Source organism: Celeribacter baekdonensis, from assembly GCF_900102315.1.
Lineage (GTDB): Bacteria > Pseudomonadota > Alphaproteobacteria > Rhodobacterales > Rhodobacteraceae > Celeribacter > Celeribacter baekdonensis.
This window is the reverse complement of record NZ_FNBL01000002.1, coordinates 426,745-444,536: the sequence shown is the minus strand read 5'-3', so window position 1 is coordinate 444,536 and position 17,792 is coordinate 426,745. Positions and strand designations below refer to the sequence as shown.

Sequence of the window (17,792 nt, the reverse complement as noted above, 5' to 3'; positions counted from 1 at the left end):
CTGAATGAGCTTTTGCGTTCTGCCCAGCGGCGCGAAGATACTTGAAAACGTCACCCTCCCGGCCTGCCTCATGGGCCTTGAGGGGGATCTTATCCAAACCAACCTGACCATTGCAGATGGCAAGATCACATCAACGGACGCTGGAGCTTCAGCCGAAACTGTGATCCCCAGATTTGATATGAAAGGCGCGATGGTCTTTCCCTGTTTTGTCGATATGCACACGCATTTGGACAAGGGGCATATTTGGCCTCGGGCCGCAAACCCGGACGGCTCTTTCATGGGCGCGCTCAACACAGTGCGCGCGGATCACGCCAATTGGACGGCCGAGGATGTCGCCGCGCGAATGGATTTTTCCCTGCGCTGCGCCTATGCCCATGGCACCAAGGCGATCCGCACCCATATCGACAGTTTGGACAATCTCGCCGCCTCATCTTTTGGCGTGATTGCCAAAATGCAGGACACATGGCGCGGCAAGATTGAGCTTCAGGCCTCCTGTCTGGTCGCCATTGACCGGATTTTCCGCGATGAGGGCGATTTCCCGGCGATTGCCAAAATCGTCTCGGAGGGCGGCCACACGCTTGGCGCGGTCACCTATCCGGTGCCGGACCTGAAAGAGCGGCTGTTGGATTTCTTTCACTTCGCCATGCTCTATGATCTGGATGTCGATTTTCACGTCGATGAGACCAACGATCCCACCTCCGACACCCTGCGCACCATTGCCGAAACCGTTTTGGCGCTTGGGTTTCAAAACACCGTCACCGTCGGGCATTGTTGTTCGATCTCGGTGATGCCGGAGGAAACCGCGAACGAGATCATCGCGCTGGTGGCCAAGGCCGGGTTGAATGTCGTCTCCCTGCCGATGTGCAACATGTATCTGCAAGACCGCACTCCGGGCCGCACACCGCGGTGGCGCGGCGTGACCATGGCGCATGAGTTGAAAGCGGCGGGGGTCAACGTCTCCTTTGCTTCTGATAACACCCGCGATCCGTTTTACGGCTACGGCGATCTCGACATGATCGAGGTCATGCGCGAAGCCACGCGGATTTGCCATTTGGATCATGGCCGCACCGATTGGACCGAGGCGTTTTTGACCAATCCGGCCCGCGCCTGTGGCTTTGACGCCCCCTCTTTGACCACCGGCGCCCCTGCCGATCTGGTCCTGTGCAACGCACGAAACTGGACCGAGCTGTTTGCCCGTCCACAGGCCGACCGGGTGGTTTTACGGGACGGAGATCCCATTGACCGCAGCCTGCCGTCCTACAGTGAACTCGATCAAATTGTGAGCAAATCCCATGTCTGACATGAACCCCAATATCGCCGCCGCCAAGGCCGCGCTGTCCCACATTGAAATGGACGAAAGCCCCGTCACCATCCGCAACAAATCCCGCGATTTCTTTTGGTATTCGCCGGTTCTTAAGGCGGAAATGGACCATCTTGAGGCCGATTTCGTCGTCAATCCGAAATCCGAAGCCGAGGTCATCGACGTCCTCAAGGTCTGTTATGCCCATGACGTTCCCGTCACCATGCGCGGCGGCGGCACCGGCAATTACGGCCAAGCCATGCCCTTGGCGGGCGGCTGTGTCATGCACATCACCGGCATGAATAAGATCAAAGAGATCGGCCAAGGCTATGTCGTCGCCGAACCCGGCATCATCATCAAAGAACTCGATGCCGAGCTGAAAGAAAAATCCGGTCAGGAGTTGCGCATGTTCCCCTCGACCTATTCCCAAGCCTCGCTTGGCGGCTTTGTCGCCGGTGGCTCTGGCGGGGTTGGATCGGCCAACTGGGGCGCGCTGCGCGATCTCGGCAACATCAACCGCTTGCGCGTTGTGACCATGGAGGCCGAGCCGCGCGTGTTGGAATTCACTGGCGAAGAATTGCACCGGGTCAGCCACGCTTACGGCACCAACGGCATCATCACCGAACTCGAAATGCCGCTCGCCCCCGCCTATGACTGGGTCGAGATGTTCGTGCGCTTTGACACCTTCCGCAAAGCGACCGAATTTGCCGGGGCGCTCACCAAAGAACCGGGCATTCTGATCAAACTCGCGTCTGTCTATGGCGCGCCGATTGCGCATAAATATTTCCAGCGCGTCAAAGCCCATGTCACCGAGGACGATCACCTCTGTGGGTTGATGGTCGCGCCGCACTCCATGGACGGATTCCTGACGCTTCTGGCCCGGTTTGACGAGGGTGAGGTGATTTACCGCTCCGACGATGTGGTTTGGGACCGTCACCCCGGCCCGATCTATGAATATGGCTGGAACCACACCACGCTGCGGGCGCTGAAATTTGAGAAAGACCTGACCTATCTCCAGGTCCGCTACGGCGGCGATGTGGACAAGGTCATGACCGCCTCTGAAGCCTTCGAAGGCAAGCTCTACATGCACCTCGAAGTGATGCGCGAAGGCGGCGGGATTTCATACGCCGGTCTGCCCATCGTGCAACCGATGAGCAAGGCGGACCTGGATCAACTGGTCGCCGATCACGAGGCGATGGGATGTATGATCTTCAACCCGCATCGCTACACATTGGAAGAAGGTGGACGGCAATCGGCAGACCAACGTCAGCTTGATTTCAAACGCGAAGCCGACCCCAAAGGCCTTTTGAACCCCGGCAAAATGATCACTTGGGATGAGCCCGATTTCGACTATTCGGACATGTATTCCTACAAAGGCATCCGCCCAAAACCTGAGGCCGCCGAATGACCCAAACCCGCACAGCCTCCAAAGGCCGGGTTTTGGTGCTCTACGCCCATCCCTGCCCCGAAAGCTTTAACGCGGCGGTGCATGAGGTGGTCGTCGGCACACTGACCAAATCCGGCTGGGAGGTCGATGATTGCGACCTCAACGCCGAAGGCTTTTCTCCGGTGCTCACCGAGATCGAGCGCCGGGGCTACCATGAGGAACCCGCAAACATCGAACCGGTCAAAGACTATGTCGCGCGCGTCAAAGCCGCCGACGCTTTGGTCATGGTGTTTCCGGTGTGGAATTTCGGCTATCCCGCGATCCTCAAAGGCTTTTTGGATCGGGTATTTTTACCGGGGATCAGTTTCAAACTGGTCGATGGCAAGGTCCGCCCCGGCCTGACCAATATCAAAAAGCTCTACGCCTGCACCACCTATGGCGGCAACCGTTGGCGCGCGATCCAAAACGCCGATCCGCCCCGCAAAACCGTGACCCGCGCGGTGTGGTACGCTTGCGGCATGCCGAAAAAGAAATACATCGGCCTCTATGACATGAACCGCAACACCGCGCCAAAACTCAAGGCGCATCTCGAACGGGTGCGCCGAGAAATGGAGGCGTTTTAAATGCGCGCGCTTGTTGTCTATTGCCACCCGCGCGAGACCTCATTCAACCGCAGCATTCGCGATTTGGTCCTCGCACGGCTCACAGCCGCCGGGGCCGAGCTGCGGCTGCGCGATCTCTATGCCGAAGGCTTTGATCCGGTCATGTCGGCGCAGGATCACGAACTCTACGAGACCGTCCCGGAGAACCGCAAACGGGTCGACCGCGATTGCGCCGATCTTGAGTGGTGCGACACGTTGATCTTTGTCTACCCGACGTGGTGGTACGGCTTGCCCGCGATGCTCAAGGGCTGGTTGGACCGCGCTTTGGTGCCTGATGTGGCCTTTATCATGCCGAAAGCCCCCGGCGAGGACATCAAACCCGGCCTCACCCATATCACCAAACTGGGCGTGTTTACGACCTGCGGTGCATCCCGTTGGCTGACCTTTCTGGTTGGCGCGCCGGGCAAGCGCACGTTGATGCGCGGGCTGCGGATCATCTTGGCGAAACGCTGTAAAACCGCCTTTGCCGCGCATTTCCTGATGGACAGCTCGACGCCCGAAAGCCGCGCCAAACACCTGAGCCGGGTGCAAAAGCGGCTTGATAAACTGATCGCCACCCCAACCCCAAAGGAAGGATAACAAATGGAAATTCCTGTTCTGGATTGGCAACGTTTTACCACAGGTGAGGATGTCGACGGTTTCGTGCGCGATCTGGGCCGGGCGTGTCGCGAAACCGGGTTCTTTTTGATCACCGGCCACGGCATTCCCGACGACTTGATCAAGGATGTCTTTGCCAAGGGCGACATGTTTTTCGCGCGTCCCATGGCCGAAAAATCAAAAGTCGACATTCGCAACAACCCGCACAATCGCGGCTGGGCCTGTGAAGGCTCTGAGGCGCTGGACGAAACCTCCGGCCAAATGGACCGCAAAGAGGCCTTTAATGTCGGGCTTGATCTGGCCGCCGACGATCCGCGCGTTCTCAATGGCGAGCCTTTCCGGGGCGTCAACATCTGGCCCGAGGTTGAGGGGTTTCGCGACACCATGCTGGCCTATTACGATCACATCTGGGCCCTGTCGCGCGCGTTGCACCGGGCGTTTGAACTGGATCTGAACCTGCCACAGGACTATTTCGCCCCGCATTTCACCGCCCCCTTGGCGACCCTGCGCGTGCTCTCCTATCCGGCCGCAACGGACGGGACGGGCATCGGCGCGGGCGCACATACCGATTACGGCTCTGTCACCCTGTTGATGACGGATGGCGTGGGGGGACTTCAGGTCAAACCGCGCGGTCTGGATTGGATCGACGCACCGCATGTGCCCGGTGCCTATGTGGTCAATATCGGTGACTGTTTGATGCGGTGGAGCAATGACATCTATGTCTCGACCCCGCATCGGGTCTTGCCACCCAAAACCGCCCGCCGCTCCATCGCCTTTTTCCTCGACCCGAACCCGGACAGCGTGATCACCGCCCTGCCCGGCACGGGAGAGGCCAAATACGCCGCCATAACGGGGGCCGATTATCTGCGCTCGCGGTTGGACGCGACCTATACTCCAAAGGACATCACATGAGACGTTTTGCCGAAAAAAGGTATGACTGGGCCGAGTTCCGCACCACGGAATTCGCCGATATGGACCCGGAAAACACCATCGTCATCCTGCCCACCGCCGCCATTGAACAACACGGGCCGCACCTGCCCGTCGGCGTCGATCAGTACATCAACGAAGGCATGCTCACTCACCTGCGCGCCACCTGCCCCGAGGACATCAACATCCTGATCCTGCCGGTGCAAGCCGTCGGCAAATCGAACGAACACATCCACGCCAAGGGCACACTGACCTACACCGCCAAAACCGCGCTCGACGCCTGGACCGAGATCGGGCTTTCGGTGGCGCGTGCCGGCCTGAAAAAAATGGTGATCGTCAATTCCCACGGCGGCAATTTGGACCTGATCTCGATCTTGGGCCGCGAGTTGCGCGTACAGGCCGGAATGATGGTGGTGAAATGCCAATGGGGCAATTTCGGCAAGCCCGAGGGCCTGTATTCGGCACAGGAAAGCACTTACGGCATCCACGGCGGCGATCTTGAGACCTCGCTGATGCTGCATTTCAAACCGCATCTGGTGGATATGTCCAAAGCCGAAGATTTCCGCTCAACGGCAGAAACCGCGCCGATCTCTCCGATTGGTCCGGTGAACCTCGCATGGGTGTCGAAAGATTTGAACCCCAAAGGCACAGTCGGCGAAGCGCATTTGGCCACAGCCGAGAAAGGCATCGCCACCTGCGCCCATCAAGTGGCGGGGTTTATCAAGATGCTCAAAGAGTTCCGTGAACTGTCCTCTGAGGGCTACGCGCGGACCATCCCGGATTGATCCCGTTGGTGCATCTTCTGTAGCAACAGACGGGAAACCAAGCGAAGCTGCTCCAGGCAAAAAGAGGCAGACCGTTATGAGGCTATTACACGTCAGTCTAACCGCGCGCGATGCTGAAGCCCTCGCGAAATTCTACAAACAGGTCTTCGGATTTGTTGATCGGCGCACACCGATGCGGTTATTTGGGGAAAATGTTTCGCGCGGCAATGGTCTGCCCGATTCGAACATCTATTCAATTTGGTTGAACTTGCCAGATGATGATGGGCCATTCTTGGAGATCATGGAGTTCGACGAGGCGATAGAACGACATATGCCAGCCGTCAACGAGCCCGGATATGCCCATATCGCATTTGAGGTCCGTGATTTGCAGGCGTCCACCGACGAGGTTCTAAAGTGTGGCGGAAGCTTACTGGGTGAAGTCACCAACTTCGGCACCCACGAACATCCTCATCTGATCGTTTACCTGCGTGACCCGGAGGGCAACATCTTAGAACTGGAACAGCCCTTCAGCGGTGAAAAACCGAAGGCCTGACACCCCACCCCAAAAGACCCCCGAATTCCCCTTCGGGAGCCTTGTCTCACCTGATCCCCCGGACCTCACTCGCTTGGCGCGGGCGGTGCGATACCACCGAACGCCCCGCCAAAGCCGCCCTCGGGTTTCGGCGCTGCGGGTGCAACCGGTGCCGCACCGCCCAGGCCACCGAACGCCCCACCAAAGCCGCCTTCGGGTTTTGGCACGGTGATGCCTTGCTCCACCTCTTGCGCCTCGATCTTGGCCTTTTGCGCGGCACGCAATTCGGCTTGGCGGTCGAGTTTGTCTTGCAAAATCGCCGCCTCACAGACCGAGCTGTCGTGTTTGGAGCCGACATAAGACACCGTCGCCACGATCGCCACGAGGATCGCAAACACCACGCCCGGATGGGTCAGCGCGCGCGTCAGCGGGTTGGCGTAGAGTGGCGAGCGCGACGCCTTGCCGCCCAGTTCCGCCTCTTTGCGCCGCTGCACCGCTTCGTTGGTCAAGGCTCCGACCAGCGTGATGGTGATGATGATCACGGCGAGGGCGGAGAGCGACGGATCGGTGCCATGACGCACCTTTGAGGCAAGTGCCGTGGTAAATGTGCTTTCCGAGAGGACCGTGAACACCGTGGTGTTGTAGTTCTCGAACGACGCCAGAAGCGTGATGAAGGCCGCCGAGCCAATCGCCGGGGCCATAAAGGGCAGCAAAATTTTGCGAAACGCCTGACCCGGCGTGGCGCCAAGGTCCAAAGCCGCCTCGGTTTGGGTCGCATCAAAGCGCTGCAACCGGGCGATGAACACCAACATCGCATAGGCGGAGACAAAGGTGATCTGGCCCACAATGGTCAGGAAATAGCCGTTGTACATCCCGGCCTGCACCGCCCCGCCCAGCCCGCGCGAAATTTGGCCCCAAAGCACGATGGTCGAGATGCCCAAGACCACACCGGGGATCAGAATCGGCAGGATCAACACGGTGTAAAGCATGGCACGCAGTTTCGAGGGCAATTCGGACAAAGCCAAAGCCCCCGCAAGCCCGATGGGCACAGCCAGCGCGACCACGCCGACCCCAATGATCACGGAGTTCAACAACCCCTCCATCAGGCGTTGGTTGCCGAACAACTCGGCAAACCACCCTGTCGTGAAACAGTCCCACGGCACAATGCGGGGGAATTTCGACGAGTTGAAGGCGGTGATCACCATGATGATCAGCGGGCCAAACAGAAAGGAGAAAAACGCGATGGCGTAAGCACCGCCAAAAACAACCGCCCGGCTCATTTGCCGATCTCCCCAACAGAAACCTTAAACACCCGCATCATCAGCAAAACAAAAGAGATACAGGTCAAAAGCAACACCACCGCATAGGCCGAACCACGCGGCCAGTTGGAGCTTTCATTGAACCATTGGTAGATGACCTGCGTAAACCAAAGGTTTGACGGCCCGCCCAGGATTTGCGGCGCGGCCAAGGCCCCGGCTGTGAGCATAAACACCATGGTCGCGCCCGACACGATCCCCGGCTTGGCAATCGGCAAAACCACCCGCCAATGCACCCGCCAGAGCGGCGCACCCATGTCGCGGGCGGCTTCGACCTGAGTGTGATCGAGCGCCTCGATGGCGTTGTACATCGGGAAGATCATCAACAGGATATAGGCGTAGGACAGGCCAAAATAGAGCGCGACATCGGCGCGGATGAAATCCACCGGCACGTCCCAAAGCCCCATCTGCATCCCCACCGTATTGACCACACCCGTGGCCCCAAACAGCACACGAAAGGCAAAAGCGCGCAGGATTTCATTGATCCAATAGGGGATGATCAACCCGATCACCATCAAGCGCGCGGCCACGCCTTTGGCCCCATGGGCAAGGATATAGGCGATGGGGTAACAGATGATCACATCAATCAGTGTGACAATGGCGGCGGCCAAAAGGGTGCGCCCCAAAATGACCAAATCCAACCTGTTCAAAGACCCATCGGCATTGAAGAAAAAGCTGTGAAAATTCGACAGCGTGTAGTGATCCGCCTCGGTGCCGATCTGATCGGCGGGCAGGTTGAAGCGGAAGGAATAATCCAACATCGACAGTTGCGGCAGGGTGATGAACACCACCACCCAAAGCGTCACCGCGATGGCAACAAACAGCGCCGCGCCCATGCCATGCCGATTGGCCAGCGCGCGATAAGCCCGTGTCACATGTTTCATGCCTCGCTCGCGATCTGACCCACCGGAAGGATCGTGGCATTCATCGGTGCAAAGCCCAGTGACATCGTGTCGCCCGTGCTGCCCACGCTGCCCGCAAGGCCCCCGTTGACCATGGAGATGCGCAAATCTGTATCGCCCGCACGGGCAAACACATGGTTGGTGGCACCTTCAAACTCTTGCCGCGACAGCGTGGCCTGAAACGCGTTTTCCGCCTTGCCCGGCACCAATTGTTCGGGCCGCACAAACAGCAACGCCTCATCGCCGGGCTTATATTTTCGCCCGCCACCGACGCGGGCCTCAAAAGTGCCCATCGGGGTTTCAAGCGCTGCCATATCTTCAGATTGGACCTTAACAATACCCTTCAATGCATTGTTTTCACCAACAAAAGAGGCCACAAAAGACGAACGCGGTCGGTTGTAAATCTGATCCGGTGCGCCGACCTGTTCGATCACGCCTTTGCTCATCACCGCCACCCGATCCGACATGGTCAAGGCCTCGCCCTGATCGTGGGTGATGTAAATAAAGGTCACGCCGACCTGTTGTTGAATGGCGCGCAGCTCGGTGCGCATATGTTGGCGCAGCTTCAGATCAAGCGCAGAGAGCGGTTCGTCCAACAGCAAAATATCCGGCTCCACCGCCAAAGCGCGGGCAATCGCCACGCGCTGTTTTTGCCCACCAGAGAGTTCCGACACCTTCTTGTCGCCAATCCCCGGAAGCGCAATCATATCAAGCAGGTCTTCGGCGCGTTTGCGACGCATCTTTTTGCCCACGCCGCGCACTTCCAGTGGAAACGCGATATTGTCGGCCACAGACATCAGCGGAAACAACGCCAGATGTTGAAAGATCAAAGCGGTCGGACGTTTGTTCGGACCCACGCCTTTCATGTCTTTCGCGCCGATCAAAACCCGGCCTTCGGTGGGTTCGGAAAACCCCGAAATACAGCGCAACAGCGTGGTTTTCCCACAGCCGGAAGGGCCAAGAAAGGAAAAGAATTCGCCGGAATTGATTTTGAGATTGGCGTTGTCGACGGCGGTGAAATTGCCGAAGCGGATGGAGACATGATCGAGGAGAACAGAGCGGTCGGGGGAACTGACGGGGGAGGTCTCTGGCATGGTATCGCCTTATTATTGTGGGCCATCAAAATGAAAACCGCCCCACGCCAAAAGGCGCAGAGCGGCCCGTGACCCAGATCAGGCCGAGAGGAATTTATTGGTATATTCGGTGCGCATTTCCGAATACCAAGGTGCCTCTGCTGGCCATGCGTTCAAATTCGCCAAGGCATCGCCCGGATAGGCATCGGCAAAGTTTTTGGCGTAGACGTCGCCGCCAAAGGCATCCGCCCCCAGAACCGGCGAGTTGTACCCGTGGGTTTTGATCGCCTCACCCGCCCATTCCGAGTTATAACAGGCGTCGATAAAGGCATAGGCTTGGTCAATGTTGGTCGCGCCCGTCGGCATCGCCATGCCGTCAACCCACGCCATCGCGCCCTCAATCGGCGCACGGTACATCACCGGCTCACCTTCGTTTTTCAGCGCAATCGGCGGGCCATCCCAGGTCTGACCGACGATGACACCTTCATTCAAAAGACCGTTCTTTTGAGTGTCGGAATCGTTCCAAATCAGCTTGATATTTCCTTTCTTTTCAAGCGCATGGTCAAGGACAACATCCCAAACTTCGGCCATCTTCTCAGGCGTGGTATAGGCCGCCCACATCGACCCCGGTTCCATCAGGCCAAGCCGTTCCATGCCAAGACCAAGCCCCAGCATCATCGAATGCCCCCGGCCCATGGTCTTGCCCGCATTCGCATCATCCCAGATGTCGTAATAGGACGGAAATTCGCCCGCGGGCGTGAATTGATCGGTGCGCCATGCCACGCCTTCGGTGCCCCAGATATGCGGCACCCAGAACGTGCCTTTGCTCTCAAAATTCCAATGTTTCTCACCCAAAGCCATCGCCGGATTGACTTTGTCGATGGCGATTTTGGACATGTCAAACGGTTGCAACAGGCCCAGTTCGGCCCACAACAGATTGCGGTTCACGGTCGGGGACACGATGTCAAACCCCTCGCCGCCGGTGGCTTTGAGTTTGTTGATGATCTCGTCATTGGAGCCGATGCCGGTGAAGTTGAGCTTGATGCCCGTAGAACTCTCAAAGGCCGTCACGAAACTTTCCGGCAGGTAATCGGACCACATCATCACGTTGATTTCGCCCGAGGAGGCAAGCGCGGATCGGCTGACCAGCGCAGGTGCCGCCAGACCGCCCAGCACTGCGGCGGAGCCTTTGAGGAAACCGCGTCGAGCGACGCCTTCGGATTTGGTGAAATTGGGTGTCTTCATGTCACTCCCCGTGAACTTGGTTGGCTGGCTCGCCGCGCTTTTGCGCCATGTTAAAGGATCATTTGGTCGAGCCACGGCACGGGATCATCCCATTGCCGCTTATCAGAAAAGCCTAGGGGTCGCCCGTCTGACGTATTTAGAGCCAGTTGTAGAAAAATATGGGTCCAGAACGCGTTTCGCCCCTGTACCTCGCCGCGATGCTCAATAGAATGGCGCTTAGGGGCCAGCCCTGCCCAGCATGCGGGCGAAAATATGATCCAGTTGGTCAAACACAGCGGCAATGACAGCGGCAATGAAAGAGACAATGAAAGAAACGGTGCGCCCCCATGTTGGAACGCTATTTTACCCCCGCCTTTGATCAAAGCGCATCCTTGCAGCATCAGATCCAGGAACGGCTCATTCAGGCGATCCTCGACGGCGCGCTGTCACCCGTCGATCCGCTGCCCTCGTCGCGCGCCTTCGCGGCCGCCATCGGTGTGTCACGCAACACCATTTCCATCGTCTATGAGCGGCTGAACCAAGACGGGTTCATCACCGCCAAAGCCCGGCGTGGCTATTTCATCGACGAAAACCTCGTGCGCGAAAAACTCAACGTCTCACCGCCGCACCGCTCGCAAGAACGCGCCGTTGCCCCCGATTTCACCCGTGCCTATGCCCGGCGCTACACCACCCAACCCAATATCGCCAAACGCAGCGACTGGCGCACATTTCCCTACCCGTTCGTCTATGGTCAGGTCGGGCGCGATGAGACCTCGGTGGCGCGCTGGCGCGATTGTTTGCGCCGTGCGGGCACCTCGCGCCATGTCGGCACATGGGCGGATGATCTGGTCGACAGCGACGATCCGCTTTTGTTGGAACAGATCGCGCGGCGCGTCCTGCCCCAGCGCGGGTTTCGCGCCGACCCCGACGAGATGTTGATCACGGTGGGGGCGCAAAACGCGCTGTGGATGGTGGCGGAATTGTTTGCCGATGCCAGCAAGGAAATCCATATCGAAGACCCGGTCTATGTCGATGCCCGCAACATCTTTGCCGCCCATGGTGCGCGGATTGTGCCCACGCCGGTGGATCGCAAGGGATTGAAACCCGGTCCAGAATTGGCAACGGCCGATATGGTTTACGTCACGCCGGGGCATCAATCGCCGACCAATGTGACCATGCCGATGGAGCGGCGTTTGGCCTTGATCGAGGCGGCTTCACTCCATGATTTCCTGATCCTGGAAGACGATTACGAACATGAGCTGAATTTCTTGGGCGCTCAACATCCGACCTTGAAGGCGCTTGACCCCTGCGGTCGGGTGATCCATGTCGGCTCGCTCACGAAACCGCTGTTTCCGGGCATCCGGCTTGGCTTTATCGCCGCCGACCGCGCGGTGATCAAAGAGCTGCGCGCGCTGAGGCGGTTGATGTATCGTCACCCGTCGGCACTGGCGCAGCGCGCGATGGCGCTGTTTCTCTCTGAGGGGCATTATGACGCCCATATCCGCCGCCACCGCCGCGCCATGTCGGAGAAATGGCACATGATGCTGCGCGAAATAGACCGGCAATTGCCCGACTGTCAGGCGACGATGACCACTGGCGGCTCCGGCGTCTGGATGGCCCTGGCCGAGGGCATGGATGCGGGCGAGGTGTTCACCGCTGCCGAGGCGCGCGGGGTTTTGGTGGAAAACGGCACGCTGCATTACCTGCGCCCCAACCCGCCGCGCAATCAATTGCGACTGGGGTTTGGGGCGATTGATCTGGCCAAGATTGCGCCGGGGATCGGCGAATTGAAACTGGCGATTGACAGCCTGCGTTAATCGAAACTCATCACGATGGTCTTCGAGCGGGTGAAATGCGCCAACATCGCCTCCAAGGACGCCTCTTTGCCCAATCCCGATCGCCCGAACCCGCCGTAAGACACATTGGGTTGGATCGTCAGGTTTTGGTTCACCTGCACATAGCCCGCGTTGAGCCGCGCCGTCGCATCCAAGGCGACGGACAGGCTTTGGGTCCACACCGTTGCGGCCAAACCATAGCGGCTGTCATTGGCGCGCGCGATCACGTCCTCATAGTCGGACCATGTTTGGATCACCGCCACAGGGCCGAAAATCTCATTTTGCACGCAAGGATGATCTTCGGACAGACCGAGCAACAGCGTCGGCCGCGCAAACAGATCCGGCGACAGGCCCGCGCCCTCTGGCATCTTGCCACAGCGGACAACCTTTGCCCCCGGCGCGGCCTCGGCCAAAGCCACATACTCCGCCACCACCTTGGCCTGTTTGGCGTTGATGATTGTGCCGATGTCGGTGGCTTCATCCAAGGGATCGCCAATCACCAGCGCGTCGAGTTTGGCGGTCAAGGCGGTGAGGAACCCGTCATACAGGCTTTCATGCACATAAATCCGCGACGAGGCGGTGCAGCTTTGGCCCTGACGGGTGAACCGCATGCCAGAAATCGCCCCCGCCACGGATTTGGTCAGATCGGCATCGGCGCAGATGATCATCGGGCTTTTGCCGCCCAATTCCAAGGAGGCGGGCACGATCCGTTCGGCGGCGGCTTTGTAGACGGTTTCGCCCACGGCCTCAGATCCGGTAAAGGTGATTTTCGCCACATCCGGATGCGCGGTCAGCGCCGCGCCACAGTCCGGGCCCGTGCCGTTGATCACGTTCAACACGCCCGCAGGCAGGTGTTCCATCACGATCTCTGCGGCCAAATAGGTGGCAAAGGGCGCTTCCTCAGAGGCTTTCACCACCACCGTATTGCCCGCCACCAAAGCCGGTGCGATTTTCAGCATCATCAACACCAAAGGCACGTTCCACGGCACAATGGCCGCCACAACGCCCAAGGGTTCGCGCACCGTCATCGTCAACATGCGCGGGTTGAACGGGATGGTTTCGCCTTTGAGTTCCGACCCCAGCCCGCCGTAAAATTCCATGATGTCAGCGGAGACCGCGACCTCGCCGCGGCATTCGGTGCGGATGGCTTTGCCGGTCTCGCGCGCCAAGACCTGCGCCACCAACTCGGCGTGTTCGGCCAAGGCACGTCCAGCGCTTGCGACCCGTTTGCCACGCTCGCGGGCAGGCATCGCGGCCCAGGCGCCCCCGGCGGCCTTGGCGGACTGTACGGCGGCGTCAACCTCGGTGGCTTTTGACGCGGCGGCTTGCCCCAAAACTGCGCCTGTGGCCGGGTTCAACACATCCAGCCCCACCCCCACAGGCACGCGTTCGCCGCCCACAAGATTGAGGTTGTGGTAATGCGCGATGACGGCGCTGGCGTCGGGGAAAGTGGATGCGATGCTGTTCATCCCCCATCCATTGCCGGAAAAATCAGACCCGGACAGAGCCAGCCAAATGATTCAATAGGGCCAGATTGGCTTCTGCCTTGATCTGGACCGCCAAATCGTTTCCGCTGGCCACATGCACCGCCTCAAGAGGCCGGTTTGAACACCCCATTTTGCCCCCATTTTGCCACGGAGTCCCCAATGTATGACAATGATCTCTCTGCCGTCGTCAGCGCTGATCGCGCTCATGTGTGGCACCATATGTTTCAACACCAACTGCTTGAAAGCCGCGATCCTCGGATCATCGTCGAGGGCAAGGGCATGTTGGTTTGGGATCAAAATGGCCGCGAATTCCTGGACGCGGTGTCGGGCGGTGTCTGGACCGTCAACGTCGGCTACGGACGCGAACGCATCGCCAATGCGGTGCGCGATCAATTGATCAAAATGAACTATTTCGCGGGGTCTGCGGGGTCGATCCCTGCGGCGACATTTGCCGAAAAACTGACCGAGAAAACCCCCGGTCTGAGCCGTGTATATTACTGTAACTCCGGTTCGGAAGCCAATGAAAAGGCGTTTAAAATGGTGCGCCAGATCGCGCATCAACGCTATGGCGGCAAGAAATCCAAAATCCTCTACCGCGACCGCGATTATCATGGCACCACCATCGCCACGCTGTCGGCCTGTGGCCAACAACAACGCGCCACGCATTACGGCCCCTTCGTGCCCGATTTCGTCCAGGTGCCGCATTGCCTTGAGTACCGCAAACAATGGGATGTGGAGAATTACGGCGAACGTGCCGCCGAGGCGATCGAAGAGGTGATCCTGCGCGAAGGCCCGGACACCGTGGGCGCGCTCTGCCTTGAACCCGTGACCGCCGGCGGCGGCGTGATCGCGCCCCCCGTTGGCTATTGGGAAAAGGTCCAGGAGATCTGTAAAAAATACGACATCTTGCTGCATATCGACGAGGTGGTGTGTGGCATGGGCCGGACCGGCGAATGGTTTGGCTACCAAAACTATGGCATCACGCCGGATTTCATCACCGCCGCCAAAGGCGTGGCCTCGGGCTATGCCGCCATTGCGGTATTGATCACCACGGATGAGGTGTTTTCGATGTTCAAAGATGCCCCCGAAGATCCGCTCAACCACTTCCGCGACATTTCCACCTTTGGTGGCTGCACGGCAGGTCCGGCGGCAGCGATCGAGAACATGGCGATCATCGAAGAAGAGGGCTTGCTTGCCAACACCAAAGCCATGGGCGCGCGCCTGATGGAAGGCTTGGCAATGCTCGAAGACAAACACCCGCTGATCGGCAATATTCGCGGCAAGGGCCTGTTCTGTGGCGCCGAATTGGTGGCAGATCGGGAGACCAAAGAGCCATTGGCCGAAAAGCTGGTGCAGGCGGTTGTGGCCGAATGCGACAAGCAGGGCGTGATCATCGGCGCGACCATGCGTTCGATCCCCGGTTTCAACAACACGCTGTGTTTCTCACCGGCGCTGATCTCCGGGCCGTCGGAGATCGACCGGATTTTGGATGCGGTGGACAACGGCTTGACCACGGTTGAGGCGGCACTTTAACAGTCTCATCTAAAATATTGATCTAAAATAAACTATGCCCCGCCAATGCGCGGGGCATTTTCCGTTTCAATCTGTCCGCTGTCCTCTTTAAGCCCTGTGCCCGTGAGGCCCAATGTGAGCGCCGCGTGGGTCAGCCATGCGATTTTTCGCGCTGCTTCCTGCGGACTCATCCCGCCTTTTGCGTGGATGTTGGACAGGCAATTGCGGTCGCTGTCACGCCGTCCGACACGCGGATCATAGGTCAGATAAGCGCCCAAACTGTCGGCCACGCTCAACCCCGGTCGCTCACCGACCAAGACCACCACCAGCCGCGCGCCCAAGAGATTGCCGATCTCATCGCCAATCGCCACACGGGCCTGCGCGGCGATGACAACCGGGCCGATGCTCAGCCCCGACATTTTCGGCACACAGGCATGAACCACCGCCGCCGCATGCGCCTGCACGGCGGCCGAAGACAGCCCATCGGCGATGACAAAGACAACGTCACAGGGCGCGCGGGCATTGAGGGTTTCCGCCTCGCCTGATGCCAGCCTTCGGCCCAAATCCGGGCGGCGCAGATAGGTGGCGCGATCTGGCGCGGCAGAGGCGACGCGGATCACCTCTTGCGGTGCCAAATCCCGCGCCAAAGCATCGACATCCAGCGCCGATTGCACCGCATCGCGGGCGCGGGCATGGGCGTATTGAAAGGTCAGATGCGCCCCGGTCGGCAGACCCGCACCAGAGCGGCCCAGCCCGATCCGCGCCACCGTGGCGGCGCGCAGTTTCGCCCATGGATCATGGCTCGGGACATCACTCATTGCGCCGCCTCCAAAAGCCGCAGCGCCCCCGCTCCACTCTCAATCAAATGTCCGGTCTCAGACACGATCCCCATCGCCATGAGCCAGGCTTCAAACTCCGGCGCGGCCCTTAACCCAAGGCTGTTGCGCAGATAGGCGATGTCATGAAACGACAGGCTTTGGTAGTTGAGCATGATGTCATCGGCCCCCGGCACCCCGATCAGGAAATGCGCCCGCGCCTCGGCCAGAAGCGTCATCAGCACATCCATGTCGTTTTGATCCGCCTCGGAATGATTGGTGTAACACACGTCACAGCCCATCGGCAGACCCAAAAGTTTGCCGCAAAAATGGTCCTCAAGCCCGGCGCGGATGATCTCTTTACCGTCATACAAATACTCAGGGCCGATAAAGCCGACGACCGTGTTCACAATCAACGGATCATAGGTGCGGCAGACCGCATAGGCGCGGGTCTCAAGGGTTTGTTGATCAATGCCATGATGGGCATTGGCGGAGAGTGCCGCCCCCTGCCCGGTTTCGAAATACATCACATTTTGCCCCACCGTGCCGCGCCTTAATGAGAGCGCCGCCTCATGCGCCTCTGCCAGCATCGGCAGGGTCACACCAAAGCCCTCATTGGCGGCTTGGGTTCCGGCCACCGATTGAAACACCAAATCAACCGGCGCACCGCGGTTGATGATCTCGATGGCGTTGGTCACATGGGTGAGAACGCAGCTTTGGGTTGGGATGTCGTAGCTTTGCCGCAGCTCGTCCAACATCTGCAACAGCGCCATGGCGGTGGGGATATTGTCGGTGGCCGGGTTGATCCCGATCACCGCGTCGCCCACGCCAAAAGACAGCCCGTCGAGCGTCGAGGCAACGATGCCTTTGAGATCATCGGCGGGGTGGTTGGGTTGCAGACGCGAGCCAATGCGTCCCTCAAGGCCCAGAGTGGTGCGAAACGCCGTGACCACGCGGATTTTGCGCGCGACAGCAATCAGATCGCGGTTGCGCATCAGTTTCGAGACGGCGGCGACCATTTCCGGCATCACTCCCGGCGCGAGCGCGCTCAGCGCCGGTCCGTCTGCGGCATCGGACAACAGCCAATCGCGAAACTGACCGACGGTCATGTGAGACACCGGCGCGAAGGCCGCCGTATCGTGACTGTCAACAATCAGCCGGGTGACATCGTCGATCTCATAGGGGATCAGCAGGTCGGTCAAAAACAGCTTGAGCGGTAGATCAGCCAGCACCATTTGCGCCGCGACCCGTTCGACATCGCTCTCGGCAATCACCCCCGCCAAAGCATCGCCAGAGCGCGCGGGCGTGGCCTTGGCCATCACCTCTGCCAGAGTGCCAAAGGCGTGAAGTTCGCCTGCCAAAATGGTTTGAAAACGGCTCATTGGTCCCTCTCACATCCGATCCCCTCAAGACCTAAAACGCCCTGTTGAGAAAGCCCCGCGAAAACCGCCCCTGACCC

General features: G+C 59.2%; 16 protein-coding genes. 9 read left to right on the top strand and 7 right to left on the bottom strand.

Annotated elements, in window-relative coordinates; all coding sequences use genetic code 11:
• Positions 1-4: 4 nt before the first annotated feature.
• The 7 genes from BLT54_RS06300 to BLT54_RS06270 all read left to right on the top strand — a co-directional run bounded on the left by BLT54_RS06300 (position 5) and on the right by BLT54_RS06270 (position 6,190).
• Positions 5-1,300: a cytosine deaminase gene (locus BLT54_RS06300; protein ID WP_074642303.1), complete on the top strand. Its 1,296-nt coding sequence runs from the start codon at positions 5-7 to the stop codon at positions 1,298-1,300.
• Positions 1,293-2,708: an FAD-binding oxidoreductase gene (locus tag BLT54_RS06295; protein ID WP_083351713.1), complete on the top strand. Its 1,416-nt coding sequence runs from the start codon at positions 1,293-1,295 to the stop codon at positions 2,706-2,708. The genes BLT54_RS06300 and BLT54_RS06295 overlap by 8 nt, the downstream gene beginning before the upstream one ends.
• On the top strand, positions 2,705-3,310 hold the full coding sequence (locus tag BLT54_RS06290) for an NAD(P)H-dependent oxidoreductase (protein WP_074642300.1): 606 nt from the start codon (positions 2,705-2,707) through the stop codon (positions 3,308-3,310). The genes BLT54_RS06295 and BLT54_RS06290 overlap by 4 nt, the downstream gene beginning before the upstream one ends.
• Entirely contained in the window at positions 3,311-3,928 is a 618-nt protein-coding gene (locus tag BLT54_RS06285; RefSeq protein ID WP_074642298.1) for an NAD(P)H-dependent oxidoreductase, read from the top strand.
• 3 nt (positions 3,929-3,931) lie between these two features.
• Complete coding sequence (locus BLT54_RS06280) at positions 3,932-4,858, top strand: isopenicillin N synthase family dioxygenase (protein ID WP_074642295.1); 927 nt, start codon at positions 3,932-3,934, stop codon at positions 4,856-4,858.
• Positions 4,855-5,658: a creatininase family protein gene (locus tag BLT54_RS06275; RefSeq protein WP_074642293.1), complete on the top strand. Its 804-nt coding sequence runs from the start codon at positions 4,855-4,857 to the stop codon at positions 5,656-5,658. The genes BLT54_RS06280 and BLT54_RS06275 overlap by 4 nt, the downstream gene beginning before the upstream one ends.
• A 76-nt stretch (positions 5,659-5,734) precedes the next feature.
• Positions 5,735-6,190, top strand: a complete 456-nt coding sequence (locus BLT54_RS06270) for a VOC family protein (RefSeq protein ID WP_074642291.1) — start codon at positions 5,735-5,737, stop codon at positions 6,188-6,190.
• Between the two features lie 65 nt (positions 6,191-6,255).
• Here BLT54_RS06270 and BLT54_RS06265 read toward each other — a convergent pair whose 3' ends face one another.
• The 4 genes from BLT54_RS06265 to BLT54_RS06250 all read right to left on the bottom strand — a co-directional run bounded on the left by BLT54_RS06265 (position 6,256) and on the right by BLT54_RS06250 (position 10,705).
• Positions 6,256-7,449 (bottom strand): ABC transporter permease, encoded by a 1,194-nt coding sequence (locus BLT54_RS06265; protein ID WP_074642289.1) that lies wholly within the window; start codon positions 7,447-7,449, stop codon positions 6,256-6,258.
• Complete coding sequence (locus tag BLT54_RS06260) at positions 7,446-8,369, bottom strand: ABC transporter permease (protein ID WP_074642287.1); 924 nt, start codon at positions 8,367-8,369, stop codon at positions 7,446-7,448. Before BLT54_RS06260 ends, BLT54_RS06265 begins: the two co-directional genes overlap by 4 nt.
• Positions 8,366-9,481, bottom strand: coding sequence for an ABC transporter ATP-binding protein (locus BLT54_RS06255; protein ID WP_074642285.1), 1,116 nt, complete (start codon positions 9,479-9,481; stop codon positions 8,366-8,368). The genes BLT54_RS06260 and BLT54_RS06255 overlap by 4 nt, the downstream gene beginning before the upstream one ends.
• Before the next feature lie 78 nt (positions 9,482-9,559).
• On the bottom strand, positions 9,560-10,705 hold the full coding sequence (locus tag BLT54_RS06250) for an extracellular solute-binding protein (RefSeq protein ID WP_074642282.1): 1,146 nt from the start codon (positions 10,703-10,705) through the stop codon (positions 9,560-9,562).
• Between the two features lie 326 nt (positions 10,706-11,031).
• Here BLT54_RS06250 and BLT54_RS06245 point away from each other — a divergent pair, with 326 nt between their 5' ends.
• Positions 11,032-12,501: an aminotransferase-like domain-containing protein gene (locus BLT54_RS06245; RefSeq protein ID WP_074642280.1), complete on the top strand. Its 1,470-nt coding sequence runs from the start codon at positions 11,032-11,034 to the stop codon at positions 12,499-12,501.
• On the opposite strand, the gene BLT54_RS06240 is transcribed toward BLT54_RS06245, so the two are convergent.
• The gene (locus BLT54_RS06240) at positions 12,498-13,988 is read right to left on the bottom strand and encodes an aldehyde dehydrogenase family protein (RefSeq protein WP_074642278.1); all 1,491 of its coding nucleotides are present in this window, start codon (positions 13,986-13,988) and stop codon (positions 12,498-12,500) included. The genes BLT54_RS06245 and BLT54_RS06240 overlap by 4 nt on opposite strands.
• Before the next feature lie 177 nt (positions 13,989-14,165).
• On the opposite strand from BLT54_RS06240, the gene BLT54_RS06235 reads away from it, so the two are divergent.
• On the top strand, positions 14,166-15,539 hold the full coding sequence (locus BLT54_RS06235; protein WP_074642275.1) for an aminotransferase family protein: 1,374 nt from the start codon (positions 14,166-14,168) through the stop codon (positions 15,537-15,539).
• Positions 15,540-15,571: 32 nt separating this feature from the next.
• Here BLT54_RS06235 and eutC read toward each other — a convergent pair whose 3' ends face one another.
• A complete protein-coding gene (gene eutC, locus BLT54_RS06230; RefSeq protein WP_074642273.1) occupies positions 15,572-16,336 on the bottom strand; it encodes an ethanolamine ammonia-lyase subunit EutC in 765 nt (254 codons plus the stop codon).
• Positions 16,333-17,715 (bottom strand): ethanolamine ammonia-lyase subunit EutB, encoded by a 1,383-nt coding sequence (locus BLT54_RS06225; protein WP_074642270.1) that lies wholly within the window; start codon positions 17,713-17,715, stop codon positions 16,333-16,335. The genes eutC and BLT54_RS06225 overlap by 4 nt, the downstream gene beginning before the upstream one ends.
• Positions 17,716-17,792: the final 77 nt, after the last annotated feature.

What these genes read in the sequence shown, in the direction of transcription:
- BLT54_RS06300 (WP_074642303.1), top strand. Translation starts at nt 5, where the DNA reads ATGAGCTTTTGCGTTCTGCCCAGCGGCGCGAAGATACTTGAAAACGTC.
- BLT54_RS06295 (WP_083351713.1), top strand. Translation starts at nt 1,293, where the DNA reads ATGTCTGACATGAACCCCAATATCGCCGCCGCCAAGGCCGCGCTGTCC.
- BLT54_RS06290 (WP_074642300.1), top strand. Translation starts at nt 2,705, where the DNA reads ATGACCCAAACCCGCACAGCCTCCAAAGGCCGGGTTTTGGTGCTCTAC.
- BLT54_RS06285 (WP_074642298.1), top strand. Translation starts at nt 3,311, where the DNA reads ATGCGCGCGCTTGTTGTCTATTGCCACCCGCGCGAGACCTCATTCAAC.
- BLT54_RS06280 (WP_074642295.1), top strand. Translation starts at nt 3,932, where the DNA reads ATGGAAATTCCTGTTCTGGATTGGCAACGTTTTACCACAGGTGAGGAT.
- BLT54_RS06275 (WP_074642293.1), top strand. Translation starts at nt 4,855, where the DNA reads ATGAGACGTTTTGCCGAAAAAAGGTATGACTGGGCCGAGTTCCGCACC.
- BLT54_RS06270 (WP_074642291.1), top strand. Translation starts at nt 5,735, where the DNA reads ATGAGGCTATTACACGTCAGTCTAACCGCGCGCGATGCTGAAGCCCTC.
- BLT54_RS06265 (WP_074642289.1), bottom strand. Translation starts at nt 7,449, where the DNA reads ATGAGCCGGGCGGTTGTTTTTGGCGGTGCTTACGCCATCGCGTTTTTC.
- BLT54_RS06260 (WP_074642287.1), bottom strand. Translation starts at nt 8,369, where the DNA reads ATGAAACATGTGACACGGGCTTATCGCGCGCTGGCCAATCGGCATGGC.
- BLT54_RS06255 (WP_074642285.1), bottom strand. Translation starts at nt 9,481, where the DNA reads ATGCCAGAGACCTCCCCCGTCAGTTCCCCCGACCGCTCTGTTCTCCTC.
- BLT54_RS06250 (WP_074642282.1), bottom strand. Translation starts at nt 10,705, where the DNA reads ATGAAGACACCCAATTTCACCAAATCCGAAGGCGTCGCTCGACGCGGT.
- BLT54_RS06245 (WP_074642280.1), top strand. Translation starts at nt 11,032, where the DNA reads ATGTTGGAACGCTATTTTACCCCCGCCTTTGATCAAAGCGCATCCTTG.
- BLT54_RS06240 (WP_074642278.1), bottom strand. Translation starts at nt 13,988, where the DNA reads ATGAACAGCATCGCATCCACTTTCCCCGACGCCAGCGCCGTCATCGCG.
- BLT54_RS06235 (WP_074642275.1), top strand. Translation starts at nt 14,166, where the DNA reads ATGTATGACAATGATCTCTCTGCCGTCGTCAGCGCTGATCGCGCTCAT.
- eutC (WP_074642273.1), bottom strand. Translation starts at nt 16,336, where the DNA reads ATGAGTGATGTCCCGAGCCATGATCCATGGGCGAAACTGCGCGCCGCC.
- BLT54_RS06225 (WP_074642270.1), bottom strand. Translation starts at nt 17,715, where the DNA reads ATGAGCCGTTTTCAAACCATTTTGGCAGGCGAACTTCACGCCTTTGGC.